At 72.1% G+C, this 25,870-nt stretch carries 29 protein-coding genes; 4 read left to right on the forward strand and 25 right to left on the reverse strand.

All coding sequences use genetic code 11. The annotated features are described in order from the left end of the window. Nucleotides 1–34 precede the first annotated feature (34 nt). Genes ruvB through ruvC form a run of 3 tightly spaced genes read right to left on the reverse strand, consistent with a single transcriptional unit; the run spans nt 35 to nt 2,294 of the window. Nucleotides 35–1,102, reverse strand: coding sequence for a Holliday junction branch migration DNA helicase RuvB (gene ruvB, locus ACZ63J_RS08830; RefSeq protein ID WP_465312498.1), 1,068 nt, complete (start codon nt 1,100–1,102; stop codon nt 35–37). A gap of 8 nt (nt 1,103–1,110) precedes the next feature. Then, nucleotides 1,111–1,704 carry a Holliday junction branch migration protein RuvA gene (gene ruvA, locus ACZ63J_RS08835; protein ID WP_465398703.1) on the reverse strand — a complete coding sequence of 198 codons (594 nt, stop codon included), beginning with the start codon at nt 1,702–1,704 and terminating at the stop codon, nt 1,111–1,113. Beyond that, nucleotides 1,701–2,294, reverse strand: coding sequence for a crossover junction endodeoxyribonuclease RuvC (gene ruvC / locus ACZ63J_RS08840; protein WP_465398704.1), 594 nt, complete (start codon nt 2,292–2,294; stop codon nt 1,701–1,703). Before ruvC ends, ruvA begins: the two co-directional genes overlap by 4 nt. 74 nt (nt 2,295–2,368) lie before the next feature. Here ruvC and ACZ63J_RS08845 point away from each other — a divergent pair, with 74 nt between their 5' ends. Further along, on the forward strand, nt 2,369–2,809 hold the full coding sequence (locus tag ACZ63J_RS08845) for a cupin domain-containing protein (RefSeq protein WP_465398705.1): 441 nt from the start codon (nt 2,369–2,371) through the stop codon (nt 2,807–2,809). Here ACZ63J_RS08845 and ACZ63J_RS08850 read toward each other — a convergent pair. The 5 genes from ACZ63J_RS08850 to ACZ63J_RS08870 all read right to left on the reverse strand — a co-directional run bounded on the left by ACZ63J_RS08850 (nt 2,806) and on the right by ACZ63J_RS08870 (nt 6,394). After that, nucleotides 2,806–3,357 carry a DUF4262 domain-containing protein gene (locus ACZ63J_RS08850; RefSeq protein WP_465336921.1) on the reverse strand — a complete coding sequence of 184 codons (552 nt, stop codon included), beginning with the start codon at nt 3,355–3,357 and terminating at the stop codon, nt 2,806–2,808. The genes ACZ63J_RS08845 and ACZ63J_RS08850 overlap by 4 nt on opposite strands. Nucleotides 3,358–3,722: 365 nt before the next feature. Continuing rightward, nucleotides 3,723–4,478 (reverse strand): YebC/PmpR family DNA-binding transcriptional regulator, encoded by a 756-nt coding sequence (locus ACZ63J_RS08855; RefSeq protein ID WP_465312503.1) that lies wholly within the window; start codon nt 4,476–4,478, stop codon nt 3,723–3,725. A gap of 41 nt (nt 4,479–4,519) precedes the next feature. After that, complete coding sequence (gene pdxT, locus ACZ63J_RS08860) at nt 4,520–5,149, reverse strand: pyridoxal 5'-phosphate synthase glutaminase subunit PdxT (protein ID WP_465398706.1); 630 nt, start codon at nt 5,147–5,149, stop codon at nt 4,520–4,522. Between the two features lie 232 nt (nt 5,150–5,381). Further along, a complete protein-coding gene (locus ACZ63J_RS08865) occupies nt 5,382–5,702 on the reverse strand; it encodes an AzlD domain-containing protein (protein WP_465336924.1) in 321 nt (106 codons plus the stop codon). Continuing rightward, nucleotides 5,702–6,394 (reverse strand): AzlC family ABC transporter permease, encoded by a 693-nt coding sequence (locus ACZ63J_RS08870; protein WP_465398707.1) that lies wholly within the window; start codon nt 6,392–6,394, stop codon nt 5,702–5,704. Before ACZ63J_RS08870 ends, ACZ63J_RS08865 begins: the two co-directional genes overlap by 1 nt. A gap of 70 nt (nt 6,395–6,464) precedes the next feature. On the opposite strand from ACZ63J_RS08870, the gene ACZ63J_RS08875 reads away from it, so the two are divergent. Next, entirely contained in the window at nt 6,465–7,028 is a 564-nt protein-coding gene (locus ACZ63J_RS08875) for a helix-turn-helix domain-containing protein (RefSeq protein WP_465312507.1), read from the forward strand. Here the strand turns inward: ACZ63J_RS08875 and ACZ63J_RS08880 are convergent. Beyond that, nucleotides 7,025–7,957: a GlxA family transcriptional regulator gene (locus tag ACZ63J_RS08880; RefSeq protein WP_465398708.1), complete on the reverse strand. Its 933-nt coding sequence runs from the start codon at nt 7,955–7,957 to the stop codon at nt 7,025–7,027. The two genes, ACZ63J_RS08875 and ACZ63J_RS08880, sit on opposite strands and share 4 nt — an antisense overlap. A gap of 72 nt (nt 7,958–8,029) precedes the next feature. Here ACZ63J_RS08880 and ACZ63J_RS08885 point away from each other — a divergent pair, with 72 nt between their 5' ends. Beyond that, a complete protein-coding gene (locus ACZ63J_RS08885; protein WP_465398709.1) occupies nt 8,030–8,365 on the forward strand; it encodes a cupin domain-containing protein in 336 nt (111 codons plus the stop codon). 4 nt (nt 8,366–8,369) lie between these two features. Here ACZ63J_RS08885 and pdxS read toward each other — a convergent pair whose 3' ends face one another. From pdxS to ACZ63J_RS08900, 3 genes are all read right to left on the reverse strand, one after another. Beyond that, the gene (pdxS, locus tag ACZ63J_RS08890; RefSeq protein WP_465312510.1) at nt 8,370–9,293 is read right to left on the reverse strand and encodes a pyridoxal 5'-phosphate synthase lyase subunit PdxS; all 924 of its coding nucleotides are present in this window, start codon (nt 9,291–9,293) and stop codon (nt 8,370–8,372) included. 90 nt (nt 9,294–9,383) lie between these two features. Next, the gene (locus ACZ63J_RS08895; RefSeq protein ID WP_465398710.1) at nt 9,384–10,367 is read right to left on the reverse strand and encodes a DUF5937 family protein; all 984 of its coding nucleotides are present in this window, start codon (nt 10,365–10,367) and stop codon (nt 9,384–9,386) included. 30 nt (nt 10,368–10,397) lie between these two features. Continuing rightward, nucleotides 10,398–11,849, reverse strand: a complete 1,452-nt coding sequence (locus ACZ63J_RS08900; protein WP_465398711.1) for an FAD-binding oxidoreductase — start codon at nt 11,847–11,849, stop codon at nt 10,398–10,400. Nucleotides 11,850–11,979: 130 nt separating this feature from the next. Here ACZ63J_RS08900 and ACZ63J_RS08905 point away from each other — a divergent pair, with 130 nt between their 5' ends. After that, nucleotides 11,980–14,088: an elongation factor G-like protein EF-G2 gene (locus ACZ63J_RS08905; RefSeq protein WP_465312513.1), complete on the forward strand. Its 2,109-nt coding sequence runs from the start codon at nt 11,980–11,982 to the stop codon at nt 14,086–14,088. Between the two features lie 79 nt (nt 14,089–14,167). Here ACZ63J_RS08905 and ACZ63J_RS08910 read toward each other — a convergent pair whose 3' ends face one another. From ACZ63J_RS08910 to ACZ63J_RS08970, 13 genes are all read right to left on the reverse strand, one after another. Next, nucleotides 14,168–14,965 carry a class I SAM-dependent methyltransferase gene (locus ACZ63J_RS08910; protein WP_465398712.1) on the reverse strand — a complete coding sequence of 266 codons (798 nt, stop codon included), beginning with the start codon at nt 14,963–14,965 and terminating at the stop codon, nt 14,168–14,170. A gap of 57 nt (nt 14,966–15,022) precedes the next feature. Then, a complete protein-coding gene (locus ACZ63J_RS08915; RefSeq protein ID WP_465398713.1) occupies nt 15,023–15,532 on the reverse strand; it encodes an XdhC family protein in 510 nt (169 codons plus the stop codon). Nucleotides 15,533–15,545: 13 nt separating this feature from the next. Continuing rightward, complete coding sequence (locus ACZ63J_RS08920) at nt 15,546–15,815, reverse strand: hypothetical protein (RefSeq protein ID WP_465398714.1); 270 nt, start codon at nt 15,813–15,815, stop codon at nt 15,546–15,548. 31 nt (nt 15,816–15,846) lie between these two features. Further along, nucleotides 15,847–16,104, reverse strand: a complete 258-nt coding sequence (locus ACZ63J_RS08925) for a hypothetical protein (RefSeq protein ID WP_465398715.1) — start codon at nt 16,102–16,104, stop codon at nt 15,847–15,849. Between the two features lie 2 nt (nt 16,105–16,106). After that, on the reverse strand, nt 16,107–16,589 hold the full coding sequence (locus ACZ63J_RS08930) for an NUDIX hydrolase (RefSeq protein ID WP_465398716.1): 483 nt from the start codon (nt 16,587–16,589) through the stop codon (nt 16,107–16,109). Beyond that, a complete protein-coding gene (locus tag ACZ63J_RS08935; protein WP_465398783.1) occupies nt 16,586–17,731 on the reverse strand; it encodes a glycosyltransferase family 4 protein in 1,146 nt (381 codons plus the stop codon). Before ACZ63J_RS08935 ends, ACZ63J_RS08930 begins: the two co-directional genes overlap by 4 nt. An 18-nt stretch (nt 17,732–17,749) precedes the next feature. Further along, nucleotides 17,750–18,667 (reverse strand): phosphatidylinositol mannoside acyltransferase, encoded by a 918-nt coding sequence (locus ACZ63J_RS08940; RefSeq protein WP_465312519.1) that lies wholly within the window; start codon nt 18,665–18,667, stop codon nt 17,750–17,752. After that, nucleotides 18,664–19,290 carry a phosphatidylinositol phosphate synthase gene (pgsA, locus tag ACZ63J_RS08945; RefSeq protein ID WP_465398717.1) on the reverse strand — a complete coding sequence of 209 codons (627 nt, stop codon included), beginning with the start codon at nt 19,288–19,290 and terminating at the stop codon, nt 18,664–18,666. Before pgsA ends, ACZ63J_RS08940 begins: the two co-directional genes overlap by 4 nt. An 89-nt stretch (nt 19,291–19,379) precedes the next feature. After that, on the reverse strand, nt 19,380–19,901 hold the full coding sequence (locus tag ACZ63J_RS08950) for a MarR family winged helix-turn-helix transcriptional regulator (protein ID WP_465312521.1): 522 nt from the start codon (nt 19,899–19,901) through the stop codon (nt 19,380–19,382). A 63-nt stretch (nt 19,902–19,964) separates the two neighbouring features. Next, complete coding sequence (locus ACZ63J_RS08955; RefSeq protein ID WP_465398718.1) at nt 19,965–20,507, reverse strand: HIT family protein; 543 nt, start codon at nt 20,505–20,507, stop codon at nt 19,965–19,967. Beyond that, nucleotides 20,504–22,531 carry a threonine--tRNA ligase gene (gene thrS / locus ACZ63J_RS08960; RefSeq protein WP_465336942.1) on the reverse strand — a complete coding sequence of 676 codons (2,028 nt, stop codon included), beginning with the start codon at nt 22,529–22,531 and terminating at the stop codon, nt 20,504–20,506. The genes ACZ63J_RS08955 and thrS overlap by 4 nt, the downstream gene beginning before the upstream one ends. A gap of 141 nt (nt 22,532–22,672) precedes the next feature. Then, entirely contained in the window at nt 22,673–23,287 is a 615-nt protein-coding gene (locus ACZ63J_RS08965) for a malonic semialdehyde reductase (protein ID WP_465336943.1), read from the reverse strand. Nucleotides 23,288–23,473: 186 nt separating this feature from the next. Further along, nucleotides 23,474–25,003 (reverse strand): sugar transferase, encoded by a 1,530-nt coding sequence (locus tag ACZ63J_RS08970; protein WP_465336945.1) that lies wholly within the window; start codon nt 25,001–25,003, stop codon nt 23,474–23,476. Nucleotides 25,004–25,870: the final 867 nt, after the last annotated feature.

Raw genomic sequence — 25,870 nt, forward strand, 5'->3', positions numbered from 1 at the left:
CGGACGCCAGCACCCACCCGCCGGTTCCGGCCGCTCAGTCCTGCTCGAACGGCGAGAGCCCGCCCGGGTCGGGGCGCCCCGGGTGGTCGGCGGGCGGCACCAGCCCGAGGTGCTCCCAGGCGGCCGCGGTCGCCACCCGGCCACGCGGGGTGCGGGCGAGCATACCGGCGCGCACCAGGTAGGGCTCGCAGACCTCTTCCACGGTGGTCGCCTCCTCCCCCACGGCCACCGCCAGCGTCGATATGCCGACCGGCCCGCCGCCGAACGACCTGGTCAGCGCGGTGAGCACGGCCCGGTCGAGCCGGTCGAGGCCCAGCTCGTCGACGTCGTAGACGGCCAGCGCGGCCCGGGCGACCTCGAGGGTCACCTTGCCGTCGGCGCGGACCTCGGCGTAGTCGCGGACGCGCCGCAGCAGCCGGTTCGCGATCCGGGGTGTGCCGCGCGAGCGTCCGGCGATCTCCTGGCAGCCGTCACGGTCGATCGGGATGTCGAGGATCGTCGCGGCGCGGCGGACGACCAGCTCCAGCTCGGTGTCGGTGTAGAACTCCATCTGCCCGGTGAAGCCGAAGCGGTCGCGCAGCGGGCCGGTCAGCGAGCCGGACCGGGTGGTCGCCCCGACCAGCGTGAACGGCGCGATCTCCAGCGGGATGCTGGTGGCGCCCGGGCCCTTGCCGACCACGACGTCGACCCGGAAGTCCTCCATCGCCAGGTAGAGCATCTCTTCGGCGGGCCGGGCGATCCGGTGGATCTCGTCGATGAACAGGACGTCGCCGGGCGCGAGGTTGGACAGCATCGCGGCGAGGTCGCCGGCGCGTTCGAGGGCCGGGCCGGAGGTGATCCGGATGGCGGCGCCCAGCTCGGCGGCGACGATCATCGCCATCGACGTCTTGCCCAGCCCGGGCGGGCCGGACAGCAGGACGTGGTCGGGCGGCACGCCGCGGCGGCGCGCGCTCTCCAGCACCAGCTCCAGCTGCTCGCGCACCCGGGGCTGGCCGACGAACTCGTCGAGCTTGCGGGGCCGCAGCGTGCCTTCGACGGTCTCCTCGCCGGTCTGCGCCCACGCCGAGAGGGCTTCGTCTTCCTCCACGGCTTCATACTCCACGGCCGCGCCTACCGCTTCCGGCCGAGGGTGGCCAGCGACGCGCGCAGCACGCTGGCCGTGGTGTGGCCGTCGCCGTCGGCGAGGACCTTGTCCACGGCCGTCTCGGCCTGCTTGGCCGGGAACCCGAGCCCGGCCAGTGCTTCGACGACCTCGGCCCGCAGCGCGCCGGGCGCGGTGAGGGCCGGCGCGTCGCCGGAGCCGAGCGCGGTGACCTTGTCGCGCAGCTCCAGGGTGAGCCGTTCGGCGCCCTTGCGGCCGATGCCGGGCACCGAGGTGAGCACGGTGATGTTGCCTTCGACGAGCGCGCCGCGCAGCTTGTCGGGGTCGAGCACGGCGAGGGTGGCCAGCGCGAGCCGCGGCCCGATCCCGGAGACCGTCTGCAGCAGCCCGAACAGCTCCCGCGCGTCGGCGTCGGCGAACCCGAACAGCGTCAGCGAGTCCTCGCGGACGACGAGCGCGGTGTGCAGCCGGACCTCCTCGCCGCGGCGCAGGGTGGCCAGCGTCGCCGGGGTGGCCTGCACGGCGAAGCCCACTCCGCCGACCTCGACCACGACGTGGTCCAAGGCGACCGACAGGACTTCTCCGCGTACCGACGAGATCATCGTGCTGCTCCAGGCTTCTTGTTCGGGGCGGCCTGCTTGGCCGCGGCGGCCAGGCGGGCCTTATGGGTGCGGGCCATCTCGGCCGCGCGAGCTTCGGCCTCGGCGAGCCGGGCCCGCATCGGCTCCCGCCAGAGGTGGCAGATGGCGAGGGCGAGCGCGTCCGCGGCGTCGGCGGGGTGCGGCGCGACCTCGAGGTTGAGCAGGCGCATCACCATGGCCGTGACCTGCGCCTTGTCGGCCCGGCCCGACCCGCTGACGGCGGCCTTGACCTCGCTCGGCGTGTGGAACACGACCGGCAGCCCCCGGCGCGCCGCGGCGAGCGCGACGACACCGCCGGCCTGTGCGGTGCCCATGGCGGTGCGGACGTTGTGCTGGGCGAAGACGCGCTCGACCGCGACGGCGGTCGGCTTGTACTTGTCCATCCAGCGTTCGACCTCGTCGGAGATGCCGAGCAGCCGGTGCGCCAGGTCGGCGTCGGCCGGCGTCCGCACGACGTCGACGGCGACGCAGCGGACGGCCCGGCCCTTGCCGCCGTCGACCACTCCCAGGCCGCACCTGGTCAGACCGGGGTCGACCCCGAGCACCCGCACCCGTTCTCCCTCTCGCCGCGAACACCAGTTCGAGCTTGCAGGCTACTGGCCGCGTCTGCGGCAGGATGGGTGACATGCCGGAGCCGTCGGATTTCGTCACCCACCTGGGTCTTGAGCCCCTGCCGGTCGAGGGCGGGCGGTGGGCGCAGAGCTGGCGCTCGCCGACCGGGTCCGCGATCTACTACCTGCTCGTGGCGCCCGAGTTTTCGGCGCCGCACCGGCTGGACCGCGTCGAGGTGTACGCCCACCACGCGGGCGCGCCGGCCGCGATGCTGCTGCTGCACCCGGACGGCTCGGTGTCCCGGCCGGTGCTCGGCACGGACGTCGCCGCCGGCGAGCGGCCCCAGGTCGTGGTGCCCGCCGGGACCTGGCAGGCGACGGTCACGCTCGGCGCGTGGAGCCTGCTGGGCACGGTCGTCGTGCCGCCCTACACGGACGACTGCGTGGAGTTCGCGACGGCGTCGGAGCTGGCCGAGCGCTACCCGGAAGCGGCCGCCGACCTGCGGAAGTTCTAGGGACCGTCGACGCCGGGGGTCCAGCTTTCCGGGTCGCCGCTCTCGGTCAGGACCAGCTGCCACCGGGCGAAGCCCTCGGGCGCGTCCGGGTGCCACGGGAACTTGCCCTCCGGCGTGGCGACGATCAGCTGCAGCGCCGGGAAGTCGCCGTCCGGGTAGATGAGGAACGCGGAGCCGAAGAACTCGGGGTAGTGCCCCTTGTTGACCCGCTCGAGGACGACCGGGACGCCTTCGAAGAAGTTGTCGTAGCGCTTGCCGACCTCGAAGATCTCGCCGTTGGCCGCGCGGTCGACGTAGGCGTCGAGCAGCACCTGGCCCATCTGCTCCGGCAGCCCGACGACGACGGCCTCGGGCACGTGGTGCAGCGCCCACGCACAGGCGGTGAAGCAGTAGCCGGCGCCCTCGGCGTCCCCGGCGACCGAAACGACGGCGTTGCCGCGTTCCTTCGCCTGCGTCTCGATCCATTCGATGAGGCGCAGTTCGTCCGCGGACAGTTCGGCGGTGATGTCGGCGGAGGCGGCGGGGGTCGTCGAGGTCACGGCGCACATTCTGCCTGACGAGCCCGGGAGAGCACAGGGCCCGGGCCGGAAAGTTTCCGACCCGGGCCGCGATCCCGTGCGGGACAAAGGAAAACTCAGCCGACTTCGGCGAGCACCTCGTCCGAGACGCGGATGGCCACACAGTGCGTAGACGTTCTCCACCGCCGGACAGCACGAAAGCCGCCCGAGGAACCTGCCCCCTGACGGCCTTCGGCGCATATCCCGACCCCGGCGTCAGCCGACTTCGGCGAGCACCTCGTCCGAGACGCGGATGGCTACGCAGTGCGTAGACGTTCTCCACCGCCGGACAGCGCGAAAGCCGCCACAAGGAACCTGCCCCCTGGCGGCCTTCAGCGCGTATCCCGACCCCGGCGTCAGCCGACTTCGGCGAGCACCTCGTCCGAGACGTCGAAGTTCGCGTAGACGTTCTGGACGTCGTCGCAGTCCTCGAGGGCGTCGATCAGCTTGAAGACCTTCTTCGCGCCGTCCGCGTCCAGGGGGACACTGACCGACGGGAGGAACGTCAGCTCCGCCGACTCGTACTCGAACCCGGCCTCCTGCAGCGCCTTGCGCACCGGCACCAGGTCGCCGCCTTCGGAGACGATCTCGAAGCTCTCGTCGAGGTCGTTGACCTCTTCGGCGCCGGCGTCGAGGACCGCCATCAGGACGTCGTCCTCCGAGGCGTCACCCTTCGGCATCAGCACGACACCCTTGCGGGTGAACATGTACGCGACCGAACCCGGGTCGGCGAGGGAGCCGTTGTTGCGCGTGAGCGCGGTGCGGACCTCCATCGCGGCGCGGTTCTTGTTGTCGGTGAGGCACTCGATCAGCACCGCCACGCCGTTGGGGCCGTAACCCTCGTACGTGATGTTCTGCCAGTCGGCGCCGCCCGCCTCTTCACCGGCGCCGCGCTTGCGGGCGCGCTCGATGTTGTCCTGCGGGACCGAGTTCTTCTTCGCCTTCTGGATGGCGTCGTAGAGCGTGGGGTTGCCATCCGGGTCGCCACCACCGGTGCCGGTCCGCGCGGCCACCTCGATGTTCTTGATCAACCGCGCGAAGAGCTTGCCGCGCTTCGCGTCGAGGTTGGCCTTCTTGTGCTTCGTGGTGGCCCACTTGGAGTGGCCGCTCATCTCTCCTCCATCTGTTCCGTACCCGGCCCGGGCACCGCGTTTCAGGCAGCCTGCCGTACGAGGCCGACGAAGAGCCGGTGCACCCGCACGTCGGGTGTCAGCTCCGGGTGGAACGCGGTCGCCAGCACCGCCCCCTGCCGGACCGCGACGATCCTAGCGGTGTCATCCGCCACGCCGGGCACGCCGCTGACCGTGGCCAGCACCTCGACGCCGTCACCGGCCTTCTCGACCCAGGGCGCGCGGATGAACACCGCGCGCACCCCGCCGCCGTCGACCCCGGTGAAGTCGAGGTCGGCCTCGAAGGAGTCGACCTGCCTGCCGAAGGCGTTGCGCCGGACGACGACGTCGAGCCCGCCGAGCTGCTGCTGGTCGGGCCGCCCGTCGAGGGTCTGCCGCGCCAGCAGGATCATCCCGGCGCACGACCCGAAGGCGGGCAGCCCGTCGGCGATCCGCGCGCGCAGCGGCTCGAGCAGTTCGAACGTCTCGAGCAGCCGCGACATCGTGGTGGACTCGCCACCGGGCAGCACCAGACCGTCCACTTCGGACAACTCAGTGGCCCGCCGCACCGGCTTCGCCCGCGCGCCCGCTTCTTCCAGCATGGCGACGTGCTCCCGCACGGCACCCTGCATGGCAAGCACACCGATGACCGGCTCCGAAGACCCCTCAGACACCCGACCTCCCGAAAGACCCTTCCCACCAGCCTAGACGCTCGGTGTGCCGAGCGGACCGGCAGGTCAGCCCCGGGTCCCGGGCGGTGCTCACGCCCACCGGGCTCTGGGGTCGGGCTGGGTGGCCCGACCTTCGGCGCGAGCGGCCACCAAGGAGCGCCTCCACCGCGCCGGCCGAGGCCACCAACCGGAGGCCGGGAACTTGAGCCGGGAGCAGCCCACGCCGACGCGCGGCTCAGGGCACGCCGGCCAGCCGCAGTAGCGCCGCCGTCGCCGCGGCGGCCACCACCACCAGCGCGAACGGGGCCTTCCGCCAGGCCAGCACCCCGGCCACCAGCACCCCGGCCGGCCGCGCGAACCCCGCGAAACCGTGCCCTTCCGTCAACGCGCTGACCGCGACCAGCGCGGCCAGCAGCACCACCGCCGCCAGCGCCATCAGCCGTTCCGCCTTCGGGGACAGCTTCAGCCGGCTGCGCAGCACCGGCCCGGCGAACCGGAAGGCGAACGTCCCCACGGCCAGCACGGCCGTGCCGATCAGCAGTTCGACGCCGTCCATCAGCGGGCCTCCTCCAGTTCGGGTTCCTTCGCCGTGACCCCCACCAGCAACCCGGCCAGCGCCAGCAGCACCGGCAGCCCGGCGGGCAGGAACGGCGTCGCGACCAGCGCGACGGCCACCCCGACCAGCACCGGCAGCCGGGCCGCCCGGTCGCGCAGGGACGGCAGGACCAGCGCGAGCAGCACCGCCGGGAACGCGGCGTCCAGGCCGAACACGTCGGTGTCGCTGATCGCCGACCCGGCGTAGGCGCCGGCCAGCACACCGCAGTTCCAGAAGACGAAGATCCCCAGCCCGCAGGCCCAGTAGGCCGCGCGACGGCGCTTGACCTCGTCCTGGGCCATGGCGAACGCCACCGTCTCGTCGCTCATCAGGTGGCTGCCCATCAGCCGGGCCGGCCAGCGCCCGCCCAGCACGTCGCCGATCGCGAAGCCGAACGGCAGGTGCCGCGCGTTCGCGAGCAGCCCGGCGAGCACGGCGGCGAACGGGTTGCCGCCCGCGGCCACGATCCCGATGAACATGAACTGCGACGCGCCGGCGAAGACCAGCAGCGACATCAGCATCGGCAGCCAGAACGGGAAGCCCGAGCTCACCGCGATGGCACCGTAGGACACCCCCACGAGACAATCGGCCAAGCAGACCAGGCCGATGTCACGGGCGAGGCCCCGATCGAGTGTTCGCCATATCGAACGCATGTGTTCTATGGTGAACACAAGGCCCCGTGTTCGTCAAGGCGAACAAAACGACCGATGGAGCGAACAGCACATGTCGCAGGAAACCACCGGCGCGCCGCTGGAGATCATCGCGGCGTCACTGCGCCGGGAACGCACCCGCGCGGGCTTGTCCCTGACCGAGGTCGCGCGCCGCGCCGGCCTGGCCAAGTCGACGCTCTCCCAGCTCGAGTCCGGCACCGGCAACCCCAGCGTCGAGACGCTCTGGGCGCTCGGCGTCGCCCTCGACGTGCCGTTTTCGCGCCTGGTCGAGCCCGACCGGCCGAAGGTCCGCGTCATCCGGGCCGGCAAGGGCCCGACGGTGTTCGCCGAACACGCCGACTACGCGTGCACGCTGCTGTCGGCCTGTCCCCCGTCCGCGCGGCGGGACATGTACCTCATCCGGGCCGAACCGGGCACTCCCCGGCGCAGTGACCCGCACATGACCGGCGTGATGGAGCACATCGTGCTGTGCGCGGGACGCGCCCGGGTCGGCGTCATGGAGGCCCCCGAGGAGCTGAACCCGGGCGACTACATCTCCTACCCCGGCGACGTCCCGCACATCTTCGAGGCGCTCGAGCCGGGCACCTACGGTGTCGAGATCTCGGAGTACCTCTAGCCCCGGAACGCCCGCCGGTAGGCGCCCGGCGTGGTCCCCACCTGGGCGCGGAAGCGGCGCCGCAGGTTGACCGCCGAGGTCAGGCCGACCCGCGTGGCGACGGCCTCCACCGGCAGGTCCGTCAGCTCCAGCAGGGTCCGGGCCTCCGCCACCCGCCGGGCCAGCAGCCACGCGCCCGGGCTCGTGCCGAGCCGGCCGGCGAACCGGCGGGCCAGCGTGCGGGCCGAGACGTTCAGGTGCGCGGCCAGGTCGTCGACCGACAACGGCGTCCCGAGGCGCGCACCGGCCCACTCGAGCAGGCCGTCGAGCGCGTCGGAGCCCGGCGCGGGTGGCGCGTACTGCGCCTGGCCGCCTTCGCGGTGCGGTGGCATCACCATGTGCCGCGCGAGCAGGGCCGCGTACGCGGCGCCGTGGTCCTGCCGGACGAGGTGCAGGCACAGGTCGACGCCGGCGCCCGCCCCTGCGCTGGTCGCGACGTCGCCGTGGTCCACGTAGAGGACGTCCGGCTCCACGCGCACCTGCGGGAACTCCCGTTGCAGCTGCTCCGCGCGGGCCCAGTGCGTGGTCGCCGAACGGCCGTCCAGCAGGCCCGTGCGGGCCAGCGCGAAGACGCCGGAGCAGATCGTGACGAGCCGCGCGCCCCGGGCGTGGGCCGCCAGCAGCGCACGGCGGACGCCGTCCGGCAGCGGCGCCTCCACCGGCGCCCAGCCCGGGATGAGCACGGTGTCCGCCGAAGCCAATGCCGACAACCCCGCCGACACCGACATCGCGTATCCGGCCGTCGTCGGCACCGGGCCGGGAACTTCCGCGCACACGTCGAACTCGTAGTGCCGCGGCACGTCGGCGCGCGGCGTGCCGAAGACCTCGGCGGCGATGCCGAGCTCGAACGTCGACTGCACCGGCCGCACCAGGGCCACCACACGATGCATGGCAGGAAAGTACCCCAGGGTGTCTTTCTTGACGCTGTCCCGGCCCCGCGGGCGCCCGGCACGGTGGGGGTCATGCACCCCGAGATCCTCGCCCAAGAGGGCTACACGTCCGTGTCCGTCGAGGACGCCCCGGTCCGCGAGCTCTTCCCCGGGATCCGGCTACGTCCACTGTGGACCGGCGCGAACGGCGCGCACGCCAACGTCCTCGAGATGGACCCGGGCACGTCCTGGCCGCGCCGCGACGTCCACGAGCCGGGCCCGGAAGAGGTCTACGTCGTCGCGGGCACGTTCCACGACGGCGCCCGCGACCATCCGGCCGGGACGTTCCTGCACGCCCCGGCCGGGTCGTGGCACGTGCCCGCCAGCACGACGGGCTGCACGCTCTTCCTCTTCTACCCGGAGGGTTAGGCCGTCACCAGCCGCGCTCGGCCAGGCGGTGGGGCTCCGGCAGCTCTTCGACGTTGATGCCGACCATGGCCTCGCCCAGGCCGCGCGAGACCTTCGCCAGCACGTCCGGGTCGTCGTAGAAGGTCGTCGCCTTGACGATCGCCTCGGCGCGCTGGGCCGGGTTGCCCGACTTGAAGATGCCGGAGCCGACGAACACGCCTTCGGCGCCGAGCTGCATCATCATGGCCGCGTCGGCCGGGGTGGCGATGCCGCCCGCGGTGAACAGCACGACCGGCAGCTTGCCCTTCTCCGCCACCTCGCGCACCAGCTCGTACGGCGCCTGCAGCTCCTTCGCCGCGACGAACAGTTCGTCCTCCGGCAGCGACTGGAGACGGCGGATCTCACCGCGGATCTTGCGCATGTGCGTGGTGGCGTTGGAAACGTCGCCGGTGCCGGCCTCACCCTTCGAGCGGATCATCGCCGCGCCCTCGGTGATCCGGCGCAGCGCCTCGCCGAGGTTGGTCGCGCCGCAGACGAAGGGCACGGTGAACGCCCACTTGTCGATGTGGTTGGCGTAGTCGGCGGGGGTGAGCACCTCGGACTCGTCCACGTAGTCGACGCCGAGGGACTGCAGCACCTGTGCCTCGACGAAGTGGCCGATGCGGGCCTTGGCCATCACCGGGATCGAGACGGTCTCGATGATGCCGTCGATCAGGTCGGGGTCGCTCATCCGCGCGACGCCGCCCTGGGCGCGGATGTCGGCGGGCACGCGCTCCAGCGCCATCACCGCGACCGCGCCGGCGTCTTCGGCGATCTTGGCCTGCTCGGCGGTGACCACGTCCATGATCACGCCGCCCTTGAGCATCTCGGCCATGCCGCGCTTCACCTTGGCGGTGCCGGTGACCGGCTGGACGGTGCCGTTGGAGGGGCTGGGCTGCTGCTCGGACACGACGGGGCCTTTCCACACGATGAACCGGGGGTTACCGGTCCGAGCGTAGGTCGGCGGTGGACCCTTCAGGCAGGCCAGTGCGCGGCAATCTCAGGAGTCCACTTTCGGCACCCCGGCGACCAGGACTTCCGCGGCTTCCGTGCGTGCGTAGAGCACGTGACGTCCGGCACGATGCCCGTTGACCAGGCCCGCGGCCTTCAGGACACCGAGGTGCTGCGACACCGCGCCGGCGCTGAGCCGGGTCCGGCGGGCCAGCTCCGAGGTGGACGCCGGCGCGGCCAGTTCGGCGAGCAGCATCGCGCGCCCGCGGCCCATGACGGCCGCCAGCGCGCCGGGCGCGACCGCCGTCCCGGTCTCCCAGAGCGTGGCGATCCCGCGCGGCGGGTAGCGCAGCACCGGCTGCCAGCGCGGGTCGGTCTTGGAGAACACCCGCGGCCAGACGAACGCCGAGGGCACGAGCACCAGGCCGCGCCCGTCGAGCGGCACGGCGGCGTGCAGGTGGCGGTGCGCCACCGTGAGCGTGCCGTCCTGCCAGCGGACCAGCGGGGTGAGGTCGTTGAACAGCTCGGCGGCGCCGCCGTGGGCCAGCAGCCGCGACCGGTGCAGCACATCGGCCTCGAGCAGCGCGCGGATGCGGGGCCAGTCCGGGGCGAGCACGAGCTCCCAGTACCGCTCCATCAGCGTCGCGAGCCGCTCGAGACCGGCTTCGGGGTCGCGGTGGAAGCGGTTCAGCACCGGTGGGCGCGGCCCGGACATCGCGTCGAGCTCACGCCGGACGACGCGGCCTGGCACGTCGCGCAGGTCGGCGAGCTCGTCGGCCAGCTCGGGCAGCGGTGTCGACGGCGTGCCGGCCAGGAAGCCGGGCAGGTGCCGCAGCGGCACCAGCTCCCGCAGCAGCGTGATGTCCAGGCCGGCGCCGTCGAGCGCCGCGGTCGCCCGCTTGACCCACGGCAGGTGCAGCGCGTGCTCCCCCGGCCGGTTCAGGACGCGCACGCTCGCCACGATCTCCCACGCCGGCGAGAACGCGAACCGGGTGTGCGCCAGGTCCTCTGTGGAGAATGCCAGGTCGAGCACGCGCCTCCTTTGCGTGGGGTTCGGCGCAGTCTATGTCTCTCCGATGTGGACAGTCGAGTGGGGCGTGGAAAGTCCTTGCGGGAAAGCGAAAATTCCTCGCGGGTCATACTTTCGGGCGACAGCGCGCAACCGCGGCAGGTTCACCCCGTAGTACGCCTCCGCCCAGTCCGGCATCTCGGGATCGAGGTAGTTGACGTAGCCGGTGGCGCCGAACTCCGGCCCGAGCCCGTCGCGCACGGCGGCCACCGCGCGCCGGGCGCCGTCCTCACCGCCGTTCTCGGGCTCCGCGCCGTGCAGGAACTGGAAGCTGGCCAGCGCCGTCCGGTGCGGGAACGCCGTTTCGCGGACACCGACCCGCGCGATGGCGCCGCCGCCCGCGTCGATGATGGTGTCGACCTTCGGGACCCCGGTCAGCACCTCGACGACCGCGGCCGGGTCGGCGGCCCGGCGCAGGAGCATCCGCGACGTCCCGACGTAGGTGCCCCGGTTCGCGGCCACCGCCGGCCGCGAGTCGTGGTCGTCGAACGACCGCATCGCGGACACGTGGTCCATGACTCGCCGCCGTTGCTCGACCGGCCGGGTGCCGACCCGGCGGATCAGGTCGTCGAGCAGCTCGTTCATCCGCGCCGCCGGGCCGAGGAACGTGCCGCCGAGGTTGGCGTGGTCCGCGCCGAGGCCCATCCCGGACCACAGCTCGTCCGGCATCGCCGGCTGCCAGTCCTGCCAGGCGGCGAACAGCGCGGTCTGCGTGCCCGGCGGGAAGTGGAGGTCGAACGTGGCGACGTCGGCGATCGGCACGGTCCGGAACGTGAACCCGGTGACGATCCCGAAGTTGCCGCCGCCCCCGCCCCGCAGCGCCCAGAAGAGGTCGGGCTCCGCCGTCGCCGAAACCGTGCGCAGCCGGCCGTCGGCCGTGACGATCCGGGCCGCCTCCAGGTGGTCGCACGTCAGGCCGTACTTCCGGTCTAGGACGCCGACGCCGCCGCCGAGGGCGAGCCCGGCGATGCCGACGGTGTCGCAGCTGCCCGCCGGCAGCACCCGGCCCGCCGCCGCGAGCGTGGTCGCGATCGGCCCCAGCCGGGCCCCGGCGCCGATCACCGCGCGGCCGTCCGGGCGCGCCTCGATCGCCGAGAAACGGCTCAGGTCCACCACGATCCCGCCGTCCACAGTGGAGTACCCGGGATAGCTGTGCCCGCCGCTGCGAGCGGCGACGGGCAGCCGGTGCCGCGCCGCGAAGGCGACGGCGGCCTGGACGTCCTCGACCCGCGCCGCGCCGACGACGGCCGCCGGCATCCGGGCGTCGTACATCGTGAAGAAGCCCTGCTTGGCCTCGGGGTAACCCGCGTCGCCCGGCCGGAACAACGGCCCGGCCAGCCGGCGCCGCAGCCGCTCCCAGTCGTCCGGCGGCGGCCACCCCGCCGCCAGTCCCGCCACCGGAACCGCCCCGGAGATCCGCAGGAAGGTCCGCCTGTCCACCGTCATGAAACTCCCCCTTGCCCCTGCTCCCCCGGGCATTCGGCTGGTCCCGGGACCCGTGCCTTGCCGTGACCAGGGTAGCGGGTGTGTGATCGAGGACACATCACGTACACCAGCCGTTCGCCGAGGAGTCGTCATGGCCGACAAACAAGCCAAGAACGCCGACACCGGGGCCGCCGTCGCTGTGGACGACCCCGCGAAGGTCCGCAACGTGGTGCTCGTCGGCCCGTCCGGCTCGGGGAAGACGACCCTCACGGAGGCGCTCCTCGCGGCGTCCGGCACCGTCCCGCGCGCGGGCTCGGTGGTCGACGGAACGACGGTGTGCGACCACGACCCGGCCGCGGTCCGCCAGCAGCGCTCGGTCGGCCTTTCGGTCGCGCCGGTGCTGCACCGGGGTCACAAGATCAACCTGATCGACACGCCGGGGTACGCCGACTTCGTCGGGGAGCTGCGGGCCGGGCTGCGCGCGGCCGACGCGGCGCTGTTCGTCGTCTGCGCGGCCGAAGGGGTCGACGCGGCGACGGTCGCGGTGTGGGAGGAGTGCGCCGCGGTCGGCATGCCGCGCGCGGTCGTCGTCTCCCGGCTCGACCACCACCGGGCCGACCCGATGGCCGAGATCGCCGCCTGCCAGGCCGCGTTCGGCGCCGGTGTGCTGCCGCTCTACCTGCCCGCCGGCGACGGCCTGGTCGGGCTGATCACCCAGCGGTACTTCGACTACTCCGCCGGGCATCCGCCGAAGGTGGGCGAACCCGACCCGGCCGACCTCGAGCGGATGGCCGAAGCCCGCAACGAGCTGATCGAAGGGGTCATCGCCGAGAGCGAGGACGAGTCCCTGATGGACCGCTACCTCGGCGGCGAGGAGATCCCCGAGGAGACGCTCATCGCCGACCTCGAGACCGCCGTCGCGCGCGGGTCGTTCCACCCGGTCATCCCGGTGTGCGCGACCAGCGGGATCGGCCTGGCCGAGGTGCTCGACGGGATCGTCCGGGCGTTCCCCTCGCCGCTGGAGCACGAGCCGCCGGACGTCACCACGCCGGACGGCGGGGCGCACGCGGCCATCACCGCCGACCCCGCGGGCCCCCTCGCCGCGGAGGTCGTCCGGACGGCCGTCGACTCCTACGTCGGCCGGGTGTCCCTCGTCCGGGTGTTCTCCGGGACGCTGCGCCCCGAGCGACCGGTGCACGTGTCCGGGCACGGCCTCGCCGAACGCGGCCACGAGGACCACGACGCCGACGAGCGCGTCGCGCACCTCTACTCCCCCCTCGGCGCGAACCTGCGCGAGGTGCCTTACTGCGTCGCGGGTGACCTCTGCGCGCTGACGAAGGTCGGATCCGCGGAGACCGGTGACACCGTCTCCTCGCCCGAAGAGCCGTTGCTGATGGAACCCTGGGCGATGCCGGAGCCGCTGCTGCCGGTCGCCGTCGTCGCGAAGACCCGCAGCGACGAGGACACGTTGGCGCGCAACCTTTCCCGGCTGGTCGCCGGCGACCCGACGCTGCGGCTCGACCGCAACGCCGAGACGAACCAGCTGGTGCTGTGGTGCATGGGCGAGGCCCACGCCGACGTCGTGCTCTCGCGGCTGCGGGCGGGCGGCGCGGACGTCGACACCGAACCGGTGAAGATCAGCCTGCGCACGACGTTCGGCAAACCCGCCAAGGGCCACGGCCGGCACGTGAAGCAGTCCGGCGGGCACGGCCAGTTCGCCGTCTGCGACATCGTCGTCGAGCCGCTGCCGCGCGGCGGCGGGTTCCAGTTCGTCGACAAGGTCGTCGGCGGCTCGGTGCCGCACCAGTTCATCCCGAGCGTCGAGAAGGGCGTGCGGGCCCAGCTGCAGCGCGGGCTGGCCGACGGGCACCCGGTCGTCGACGTGAAGGTCACCCTGGTCGACGGGAAGGCGCACAGCGTCGACTCGTCCGACGCCGCGTTCCAGACCGCCGGCGCGCTGGCGCTGCGGGAGGCCGCGGCCACCGGGCACCTCACGATGCTGGAGCCGTTGGAAGAGGTGACCATCCGGCTGCCGGACGAGCACCTCGGCACCGTGCTCGGCGACCTCTCCTCCCGCCGGGGCCGGGTGCTGGGCACCGAAGCCGGCCAAGGCGGGCGGACCCTGATCCGGGCCGAGGTCCCGGCGACGGAGCTCGTCCGCTACCTCATCGACCTCCGCTCGATGACCTCCGGCACGGCGACGTTCACCCGCCACCACGCCCGGTTCGAGCCGATGCCGGAAGGGATGGCGGTCCACTGACGGACGACACGCGTACCCCGGCGGACGACACGGCGGGAGCCAGAGGGGTGTCGTCCGGCTGGGTACGCGTGTCGTCCGGTCAGTCGGGGCGGTGAGCCCGGTGCAGGGTGGCCGCGAAGTCGAGGACGATCGTGTCGCCCTCCTGCATCGTGCGGGCGCCGTCCAGGAACCGCGCGTGGAACTCGCCGGCCCGCTCGCCCAGGGCGGCGACCAGCTCGGTTCCGCCACGCGGCTGCAGCCACTCCCACAGCGCGTCGGGTCCTCGCAGCGGCAACGGCATCTCGACGTCTTCCCGGGCCAGGCCGGTGAACCCCGCCTCGGTCAGCAGCGCGTCCAGTCCGTCCGCGTCCATCGGCCCCGCGCCGGGCGACGGCTCAGGCGACGGCTCCGCGGCGGCATCCGACGAGAAGAACTCGACGCTGAGATCCTGCAGCCAGCCCAGCTGCCCCACCGACTGCCGTTCCAGCGACAGCGCGACCGCGCCGCCGGGCGCCAGCACCCGCCGGACCTCGGCCAGCACGGCCGCCGGATCGTCCAGGACCTGCACGACGAACCCGGCGGTGACCACGTCGAACGCGCCGTCGGGGAAGTCCGGGTGGGCCGCGTCCATCGTCCGGGCGGTCAGCTCCGGGTGGTCGGCGGCCAGCCGGGCGACCATCTCGGGCGACGCGTCGATCGCCGACACCACGCATCCGTGCGCCAGCAGGGCGCGCGCGACCGCGCCGCGGCCGGCCCCGATGTCCAGCGCCCGCGCGCCCGGCCGCGGACCGGCGAACGCGGCGAGCCGCGCGCCGACGTCCCCCACGTAGAAGAAGATCTCCTCGTACCGGTCGGCGATCCGGTCGTACTTCGCCCGAGCCTGGGCCGCAGTCACCATGGGACCGACGCTAAGGATTCGCCCCGGCGGTGAGGAACCGCCAGTGGGGCGAGGCGGTCAGAAGGCGAAACCACCCGGGCGGTGGTTGCGGTCGGCCAGCAGGCCGGCCAGCGTCGCCACCGCGATCTCCGGCGGGGTCCGCGAGCCGATGTTGAGCCCGACCGGCCGGTGCACGCGGGCGATCTCGGCGTCCGCCACGCCGAGCCCCTGCAACGCGGCCACGTGCGGACCCGGGTGACGCGGGTTGCCGAGCACGCCGATCCACCGCGGCGCCTGGTCGAGCGCGAGCTTGAGGACGTCGCCGAGCTCCGGCCGGTGGTGGTCGGTGACCACGACGTCGGCGGTGCCGTCGAGCTCCGGGAGCGTGGTCGCGGCGTCGAACCCGTCCGGCACGTCGGTCGCCCGCGCGGCGTCCGGTTCGAACAGCGCGACGTGGAAACCGAGGTCCCGCGCGAACTTCAGCAGGTACCGCGACACCGGGGACGCGAACACCGCCACCAGCGTCCGCGTGTGCGGGTCGGCCGGAGCCGTGCCGTGGGCGACGTCGCAGGCCTCGGGTTCGCTCATGCCGCCCAGTCTGTCAGCCGCCGGCCTGTTCGCCCACCGTGACGCGGACCTGCCACAGGTCGGTCTTGCCCTTGACCAGCACCAGGTACCCGTCGGTCACGCGCAGCACCAGCCGGCTCTGCGGGGACGACGGCCGCGGCGGCCGGTGCTGCTTGGCGAGCAGGTACGCGTCGTCCTCGGCGCTGACGCGGTCGGGGTACGGCGTCGCGTCCGCGACGCCCCAGCCCCGGTTGTCGCCCAGGCCGCCCTGCTCTTCGATGACCACCCACCACGTCGCGCTCATACCCCTCCGACGCGCGCGGGGGCCGCCGGGTTCAGATCTCTTCGCCCACCGTAAGCCGGAAGTGGAACGTCGAGGTCCGGCCGTCGACGATCACCAGGTAACCGCCCGCGACCCGCAGGACCTTCCGCGACTTCGGCGACCACGGGTAGGCCGGCTGGTACTCCCGCGCGAGCCGCAGGGCCTCGGCTTCGGCGGTGACCTGGTCCTCGACCGGGAACGTCTCCGACAGCGACCAGCTCCGGCCTTCACCCGCGCCGCGCTGCTCCTCGACGACGACGTACCAGCCCACGCTCAGACCTCCGGCTCGGCGAACTCGAAGTACTCCGGCAGCGGCGCGGTGCCGGCCAGCTTGAAGTACCGCACCTTCCGCCGTCGCCGCAGCCGCAGCGTGTCGCGCACGGCGTCGTTGTGGACGCGCCGGGCGATCACCACCCGGTGCTCGGCGTCGGTCAGCTCCTCGGCGAGCTCGGGCGCCAGGCCCGCCCGGTCGACGCGGCTCAGGTGCAGCGTCAGCTCGTTCTCCTCGGCTTCACGGTCGGCCCGGGGCGCTGTTTCCGCCCGCTCGGCCGACGTCCGCAGGGCCGTGTCGCCGAGCACCACCGCGACCGCCCGCGCCACGACCGCCCGGCGGGCGAGCGCCGCGTCCAGGGCGGCCCAGCCCGCGTCCGTGCGGACGTGCAGCCGGTCGAGCCGGTTCGCCGTCGCCAGCAGGAACAGCCCGCCCAGCACCACGACCAGCGCCAGCACCGGGAGCAGCCAGCCGAGCACGCTCACCGGGCGAGCTCCCGTTCCGGCGCCGCGACGCGCCGCGGGTCGGCGGCGACGGCCGTCTCGTAGACGCGCAGCACCTGCGTGGCGACCACCGACCAGTCGTACATCGTGACGCGCTCCCCCGCCGCCGCGGCCAGCGACACCCGGTGCGCGGGGTCGCCGAGCAGCTCACGCAGCCCGTCGGCGAGCGCGGCAGGGTCGCCGGTCTCGACGAGCATCCCGGCGCGGCCGTCGTCGAGCACCCGCCGGAACGAGTCGAGATCACTGGCCAGGACGGCGGTCCCGGCGGCCATCGCCTCGGTGAGGATCATCCCGAAGCTCTCCCCGCCGGTGTTCGGCGCGCAGTAGACGTCGACGCTGCGCAGGGCCTGGGCCTTCACCTCGTCGGTGGCCTGCCCGAGCAGCTCCAGGTGCGGCGCCAGCTCGGGACCGGCGTCCCGGCGGAGCTGGTCCTCGTCGCCGCGGCCCACCACGACGAGCCGCAGGTCCTCGAACTCCGGCAGGATCCGCCGCAGCGCCTCCAGCAGCACGCCCATACCCTTGCGCGGCTCACCGAAGCGGCCGACGAACCCGATCGTGCCGCCGGCCCGCGGATAACCCGGCAACGGTGTCGCGGAAGAGAAGAAGCCGACGTCGACGCCGTTCGGGATCTCCACGGCGTCGCCGCCCGCGTGCTCCACCTGCACCCGGCGGGCCAGCGCGGACACCGCGATCCGCGCGGTGATCTTCTCCAGCAGCGGCCGCAGCACCGGCTGGAACGCCGAGAGCGTGCGAGAGCGGGTCGTCGCGGTGTGGAACGTCGCCACGATCGGGCCGTCGGCGATGAGCAGCGCCAGCAGCGAAAGGCTCGGCGCGGCCGGCTCGTGCAGGTGCAGGACGTCGAAGTCGCCTTCGCGGATCCAGCGGCGCACCCGGGCGTAGGACACCGGGCCGAACTGGAGGCGGGCGACCGAGCCGTTGTACGGGATGCCGAGCGCCTTGCCGGCCGGGTGCACGAACTCCGGCAGGTCGGCGTCGTCGTCGGCGGGCGCGAGCACGGACACGTGGTGCCCGCGCGCGAGCAGCGCCTTCGTCAGGTCGATCACGTGCCCCTGGACCCCGCCGGGCACGTCGAAGGAGTAGGGGCAGACGATCCCGACCCGCATCGGACGCGTGGCCACGCCTCAGCTCGCTTCTTCCAGGTCGGGCTGCTCACCGGCGTCGAGGTCGGCCGGCCAGAACTTCTGCACCATGTGCCAGTCGGCCGGGTGGGCGGCGATGTCGCCGGCGAAGATGTCCGCCAGGGCCTGGGTCGCGGCCGGGACCTCGGCGCGCGCGGTGACGCGGATCCGCGGGTGCAGGCGGATCTGCCAGCCGTCCTCGGTGAACCAGCAGCCGGCCGGGATCAGCGCGGCGCCGGTCGTGGCGGCCAGCCGGGCCGGGCCGCCGGGCATCCGGGCCGGCTCGCCGAAGAACTTCACCGGGATGCCGCTGGTGGTCAGGTCGCGGTCGCCGACCAGGCAGACGGCCTTGTTCTCGCGCAGCCGCTTCAGCAGCACGCGCATCGCCGAGCTGTCGCCGGTGAGCGGCACGATCTCGAAGCCGAGCGACTCGCGGTACTCGACGAACCGGCGGTAGAGCGACTCGGGCTTCAGCCGCTCGGCGACGGTCGTGAAGCCGCCGAGGTAGTCGGCCAGCCAGACGCCGGCGATGTCCCAGTTCCCGCTGTGCGGCAGCGCCATCACCGCGCCGTTGCCCTCGGCCAGCGCCGCGTCGAGGTTCTCGACGCCGGTGATCGAGGCCGCGACCTTCTCGCTGACCTCCTTCTGGTCCATCGACGGCAGCCGGAACGTCTCGTGCCAGTACCGGGCGTAGGAGCGCATCGCACGGCGGGTCAGCTCGTCCATCTCGACCGCGTCGGCCTGCGGGACGACCCGCGCGAGGTTGGCGCGCAGCTGCCGGACGCCGCCGCTGTCGCGCTTGACGGCGAGGTCGGCGCCGAGGGAGAAGACCGTGCTGCCGAACCCGGCGGGCAGCCAGCCGGCCAGCCGCCAGCCCGCGGCGTAGCCGAAGGCGCTCAGCCGCTCGGTCAGCCTGGTCATGCCCGCTGCTCCCCGGCGGCAGCCTCGCGGGCCGCCTTCGCCACGCCGGCCGTGCGCTGCAGCAGGGTGATCACCGAAAGCACGGCGAGCAGCCAGAGCGTCACGTCCACGGTGTACGGGATGCCGAAGCCGTGCAGGCCGGTGCCGACGAGCGCGATGATCAGCCGCTCGGCGCGTTCGACGAGCCCGCCGTCGACGGGCAGGCCGGAGGCGTCGGCCCGGGCCTTCACGTAGGAGATGACCTGGGCGAGCACCAGGCAGAGCAGCGCCGCGGCGGCGGCCGGGCGGTTGTCGTCGACGACGAAGCACCACCAGGCGATGGCGGCGAACAGGGCGCCGTCGACCAGCCTGTCGCAGGTCGCGTCGAGCACCGCCCCGAACGGGGTGCCGTACCCGCGGGCCCGCGCCATGGCGCCGTCCAGCAGGTCGAGCATGGCGAAGCCCCACACCGTGAAGGTGCCCCAGAGCAGGTGGTCGGTCGGGAAGAAGACCAGGGCGCAGACAACCGCGCCGGCCGTGCCGAGCACGGTCATCGCGTTCGGGGTCAGCCCGACGCGGACCAGCGCCTGGCCGATCGGATCGGTGACGCGGGAAACGGAGGCACGCGCGAAGATATTGAGCATCGGTTCGTCTGAGGCACCTGGCTACGAGGGTCGGGTGGGCGATGGCAGCCTATCGACCCGCACCGGTGACCCCGACGCGCCGCCCCGCGTCAGCCCGATTTGGTGAGCTCGCCCTCGTGTTCGCGCGCCTCTTCGGCGGCCTGCGCCGCGGCGCACTTCGGCGAGAGCTGGTTGCGGATCGCGGCGCTGATCTCACCGAGCGCGGTCACCTGCTCCGGCGTCAGCGGGTCGAAGAGGCTTTCCCGGACGGCCTCGACGTGCCCGGGCGCGGCGGCCTCGAGCGCGGTGAACCCCGCGTCGGTCAGGACGGCCCAGGCTCCGCGCTTGTCGGTCGGGCAGGCCTCCCGGCGCACCCAGCCGTTCGCTTCGAGGCGCGCGACGGCGTGCGAGAGCCGGCTTCGCGACGCCTGGCGCGCGTCGGCGAGCTCGCTCATCCGCAGCCGGCGGCCGGGCGCTTCCGAGAGCGACACGAGGACTTCGTAGTACGTGTGCGGCATGCCCGAGTCGTGCTGCAGCTGACCCTCGAGGTGCGCGCTCAGCATGCGGGTGGCCATGTTGAACTCACGCCAGACGCGCTGCTCGTCGTCGCTGAGCCATCGGGTTTCGGACATACCCCCATCATACTCGCGGTTGAACACTCAATCAGGCTTTGCCGGTTACGGCATTCGAGCGTTTCACCAGGCATCGGCGAGCAGGTCCCGCGTTTCGCCGAGCAGCTGCGGGAGCACCTTCGTCTGCCCGACGACCGGCATGAAGTTCGCGTCGCCGCCCCACCGCGGGACCAGGTGCTGGTGCAGGTGCGCGGCGATGCCCGCGCCCGCGATCACGCCCTGGTTCAGGCCGATGTTGAACCCGTGCGCGCCGGACACCGCGCGGATCACCTTCATCGCGTGCTGGGTGAACTCCGCGACCTCCCGCGTCTCCTCGACCGTCAGGTCGGTGTAGTCCGCGACGTGCCGGTACGGCACCACCATGAGGTGCCCAGGGTTGTACGGGTACAGGTTCAGCACCGCGTACACCGTCTCGCCGCGCGCGACGATCAGCCCCGTCTTGTCGTCCAGGGACGGGATGCGACAGAAGGGACAGCCGGTGTCTTCGTCGTCCTCCGGCTTGTCCTGGCCCTTGATGTAGGCCATCCGGTGCGGGGTCCAGAGGCGGTGGAACGCGTCCTGGACCCCGACACCCTGCTGCTCGACGAGTTCGGGACCATCACTCACCGAACGACCGTCTCCAGCGCCTCGGCCGACGGCGACGCGTTCTCGCGGCGCTCGATCCAGCCGGCGATCGCGGCGACGGCGTCGGCCACCGGCACGCCGTTGATCTGCCCGCCGTCGCGGAAGCGGAACGAGACCGCGCCCGCCTCGACGTCCTTCGCGCCGGCCAGCAGCATGAAGGGCACCTTCTGCGTGGTGTGCGTCCGGATCTTCTTCTGCATCCGGTCGTCGCTCGCGTCGACCTCGGCGCGGATCCCCTTGGCGCGCAACGCCTTCTCGACGTCTTCGAGGAACCCGACCTGGTCGGCGGTGATCGGGATGCCGACCACCTGCACCGGCGCGAGCCACGCCGGGAACGCGCCCGCGTAGTGCTCGGTCAGCACGCCGAAGAACCGCTCGATCGAGCCGAACAGCGCGCGGTGGATCATCACCGGCGTCTGGCGGGTGCCGTCCGGCGCGGTGTACTCGAGCTCGAACCGCTTGTTCTGGTTGAAGTCCAGCTGGATGGTCGACATCTGCCAGGTGCGGCCGATGGCGTCCTTGGCCTGGACCGAGATCTTCGGGCCGTAGAAGGCCGCGCCGCCCGGGTCCGGGACCAGCTCGAGGCCGGAGTCGACGGCGGCCTGCCGCAGCGTCTCGGTGGCCTCCTCCCACTCCCAGTCCTCACCGATGAACTTGTCGGAGTCACCACGCGTGGACAGCTCGAGGTAGAAGTCCGAAAGTCCGTAGTCGGCCAGCAGGTCGAGGACGAACTTCAGCAGCGACCGGAGCTCGCCCGGCATCTGCTCCTTGGTGCAGTAGATGTGCGAGTCGTCCATCGTCAGGCCGCGCACGCGGGTGAGGCCGTGCACCACGCCCGACTTCTCGTAGCGGTAGACGGTGCCGAACTCGAACAGCCGCAGCGGCAGCTCGCGGTAGGACCGCCCGCGCGAGCGGAAGATCAGGTTGTGCATCGGGCAGTTCATGGCCTTGAGGTAGTAGTTCTCCTCGTCGAACTGCACCGGCGGGAACATCGTGTCCGCGTAGTAGGGCAGGTGGCCGGAGGTGTGGAACAGCTCGCCCTTGCTGATGTGCGGGGTGTTCACGAACTCGTAGCCGGCCTCCTCGTGGCGGCGGCGCGAGTAGTTCTCCAGCTCCCGGCGGATGATGCCGCCCTTGGGGTGGAACACCGGCAGGCCGGAGCCGATCTCCTCGGGGAAGGAGAACAGGTCCAGCTCCGCGCCGAGCTTGCGGTGGTCGCGGCGCTCGGCCTCGGCGATGCGCTCGAGGTGGGCGTCCTGCGCCTCGGCCGACTCCCACGCCGTGCCGTAGATCCGCTGCAGCTGCGGGTTCTTCTCGCTCCCCCGCCAGTACGCGGCGGCGACGCGGGTCAGCTTGAACGCGGGGATGAACTTGGTGGTCGGCACGTGCGGACCACGGCAGAGGTCACTCCAGACACGTTCCTTGGTGCGCGGGTCGAGATTGTCGTAGATGGTGAGCTCGCCCTCGCCCACCTCCATCACCTCGGAGGTGTCCACTTCGGACTTGAGGTCGACCAGCTCGAGCTTGAACGGCTCGTCGGCCAGTTCCTTCTTCGCCTCGTCCACGGAGTCGAAAACGCGCCGCGAGAACTGCTGGGCGCCCTTGACGATCTGCTTCATGCGCTTTTCGAGCGCCTGCAGGTCCTCGGGGGTGAACGGAGTGTCGACGGCGAAGTCGTAATAGAAGCCGTCCTTCACCGGCGGGCCGATGCCCAGCTTGGCGTTCGGGAACTGCTGCTGGACGGCCTGGGCGAGCACGTGGGCCGCCGAATGGCGGATGACGCTGCGGCCGTCCTCGGTGTTCGCGGCGACCGGCTCGACCTCGGTGTCGGTTTCCGGCGCCCAGGCGAGGTCGCGGAGCTTGCCCTCGGCGTCGCGCACGACGACGACGGTGTCCTCGCCCTTGGTCGGCAGGCCGGCCTCGCGGACCGCCGATCCCGCCGTAGTGCCCGCCGGTACCACCACGCGGGAGGCGGCCACGGGGGAAACGGGGGGCGACTGGGACACGATGGCTCCTCGAACAAGAGTGACAGAGATGACTGCCGTCGATGCTAGTCGGCGGCCCGCGCGCGCCTCACGCGCGTCCGCGAACGCTCAGGCAGGCCGCCTCCGGTTCCGGAAGCGGCCTGCCCGATCAGGGGGTGGTGCTCAGAGGGTCTCGACGACCTGGTCGAAGTCCAGCCGCGGCAGGCGGTCGAACCACGGGTTCTCACCCGGCTTGCCGACGTTGACGACGACGAGCGAGCGCCACTTCTTGCCGGCGAAGAACTCGTCGTCGACACCGGCGGCGTCGAAGCCGGTCATCGGGCCCGCGGCCAGGCCGGCGGCGCGGACGCCGATGATGAAGTAGCCGACCTGCAGCAGCGAGTTGAGCTTGGAGAACTCGACGCGGCCCTGCTCGTCGGAGAAGTTGTCCTTCACCTGCGGGGCGTGCGGGAAGACCTGCGGGATGTTCTCGTGGAAGTCGACGTCCGCGGCGAGCACGACGGTCAGCGGAGCGGCTTCGGTCTTGTCCCGGTTGCCCGGGGCCATGTGCGGGAGCAGGCGGGCCTTCGCCTCGGCGGTGCGCAGCACCAGCGCACGCAGCGGCTGGGTGTTCATCGACGTCGGGGCCCACTTGACGAGGTCGTAGATCGCGCGGACCTGCTCGTCGGTCACCGGCTCGGAGCTGAAACTGTTGGCCGTTCGCGCCTCGCGGAACAGCAGGTTCTGCACGTCCGAGGGGAGCTGAAGGGCTTCGGTCTGCTCGGCAAAGGTGGTCATGGGGCTGTGGTTCCTTCCGTGGGTCGGTATCAGGAAGAACCAGGTTGAGCGTTGAACTATTTCGCGCTCAACTACTTCGGGCCGGTGAAGTGGATCACAAGGGCGCCTGACCCGGGAACGAGCACGGCCGCCGACCCCTGCGGCGGGGATCGGCGGCCGTGGTGCGCGGCGCGCGGTGCGAACGGGTCAGTAGGCGCCCTGCCCGCCCATCACCGCGCGGAAGGTCTTCCAGAGGATCACCAGGTCCAGGGCCAGCGACCAGTCCTCGACGTAGCGCAGATCGAGCCGGATGCTCTCCGCCCACGTCAGGTCCGACCGGCCGCTCACCTGCCACAGCCCGGTCAGCCCCGGCTTCACCAGCAGCCGGCGCCGGGCGTCCGGCGCGTACTTCGCCGTTTCTTCCGGCAACGGCGGCCGCGGGCCGACGAGCGACATCTTCCCGGAGACGACGTTGAACAGCTGGGGCAGTTCGTCGAGCGAATATCGGCGCAGGAGACCACCCACACGGGTGATACGGGGGTCGCGCTTCATCTTGAACAGCGGACCCGCGCCTTCGTTCGCCGTCTCCAGCGTTTTCCGGATTTCGTCGGCATTGGTGACCATCGTGCGGAACTTCAGCATCGTGAACACGGCGCCGTCGCGGCCGACGCGGCGCTGGCGGTAGATCACCGGGCCGCGGTCGTTCAGCTTGATCGCGAGCGCGATGACGAGCAGCAGCGGGGACATCATGGTGAGCAGCAGCGCCGAGCCGGCGCGGTCGACGACCTCCTTCACCACGCGGCGCCCGCCGGTGAACATCGGCGCGGTGACCCGCAACAGCGGCATCCCCAGCACGCCGGTGACGTTGAGCCGGGGCCCGGCGACCTCCATCAGCACGGGGGCCACGACCATCTCGGCGCCGGTGCCCTCCATGTCCCAGGCCAGGCGCTGCAGGCGCTTCGGGCTCCAGTACTGGTCGGCGGTGATCGCGACGACGCGGTAGCCGCCGCGGCGCACGTGCCGGGAAAGCTCCTCGAGCCGGCCGACCACCGGGACGCCGTCGATCTCGCCGCTGTCGCGGTCGGCGCCGTGGCCGGTGAACGTGCAGGCCGCCTCGACGCGCCACCCGACGTGGACCTCGGACCGGGTGCGCGCGATCAGGTCGGCGACGGTCTCCGGGCTGCCCGCGGCCATCACCGGCAGCAGGCAGAGTCCCTTGGCGCGCTTGCGGTGCAGCACCTGGCGCAGCAGGTAGCGCTGCGGGAAGGCGACGAGCGCGATCGCCGGGACGACGACGAACACCCAGACCTGGACCTCGAGCGCGCCGAAGAGCAGGCCGCCGAGGGCGACCAGGACGGCCGCGGTGATGAAGCCGCGGCCGAGGGTGCGGTACTCCTCCGCGCCTTCACCGAGCACCCGCGAGCTCCACGCCCGGCTCACCGGCAGCGAGACGAAGATGGCGAGCATCGTCCCGAAGGCGTGCATGTCGTGCGGGGCAACACGATCGATGACGAACGCGCTGATCGCGATCACCAGCAGCGTGATGAACACGTCGCTGCCGATGACCCAGGCTCTGTATCTCGCTTCCCAGGCCGCCGGCAGCGCCTTGGGGGACGGCGTCCCGGCCGGTTCGGCGGCCGGGTGCTCGTCCCGCTGGGCGGGGCGCGGGATGGCCTGGAGGTCGATGTGCGGCGGTGGCTGGCTCACCGTGTACGAAGGCCGCACCGACTCTTCCATCTGACCTCCCGGACCAGGATCGGTTGATCTCGCAGGTACGCAGCGTCACCGAATGTGATTTCGGAGAGTCATCACAACTCAGTGGTCGCGCAGTGCCCGCAGAGGCTTCACAAGGCAAGGTATCGGCGACTCTCTCAGCATCGTTACAACGATTTCCAGCCACATGCTGCGCGTCTTCCCCGCCAGAAAATGGCCGCAAGATAACAAGATGATGACGATGCGTAATAAGGCGTATCCCGGGAAAAATCACGGAATGTAGCCAAAAAGAACGGTACCCGCACTCGGGTGGACCACGTGCTTCCGAACGGCCGAACGGACCGCCGCGGATCTACTGTGGACACTGCGGCACCGAGGCGGTCCACAGTGGACCAGGACGGGCCGCGAACCGGCTCCGTGCCGCCACGGGATGATCACAGCGTGACACTCATCATCAAGTCGTCACGCGCGGCGTTTCCGTCACACGTCGCGACACCCCGTCGGCACGCCCGGCGGCGACAAGGCGTGCCGAGGATCACATGCAGACCTCCAGCAAGGTTCGGTGCGACAGAAGCCGGCCGCGACGGCAGGTTTCAGAGGAAGGTGCCCGCGGCTCCGAACAGGACACCCGAACAACCCTCGTCAGCACATACGCAGGATCCGAACGGACCGTTCACTCCGCTTCGCGGCGCAGCTGGAGGACCTGAGACGTCCCGACTGGCGGACGCATCGAAAAGGTGACCCGACCTGGGGGTCCGGGGGCGTGCCCCCGGCGGGGGTGGGGGGGGGGGGGGGCCCCAAAAAAAAACCAAAAGAGAACCCGCTTTTCCCCCCCCCACGAAGGGATCTTCCCCCCTTCTGGTGGTGTGTCGCAGGGGCAACAAACCACCC

It is taken from the genome of Amycolatopsis sp. NPDC104863 (assembly GCF_055582965.1).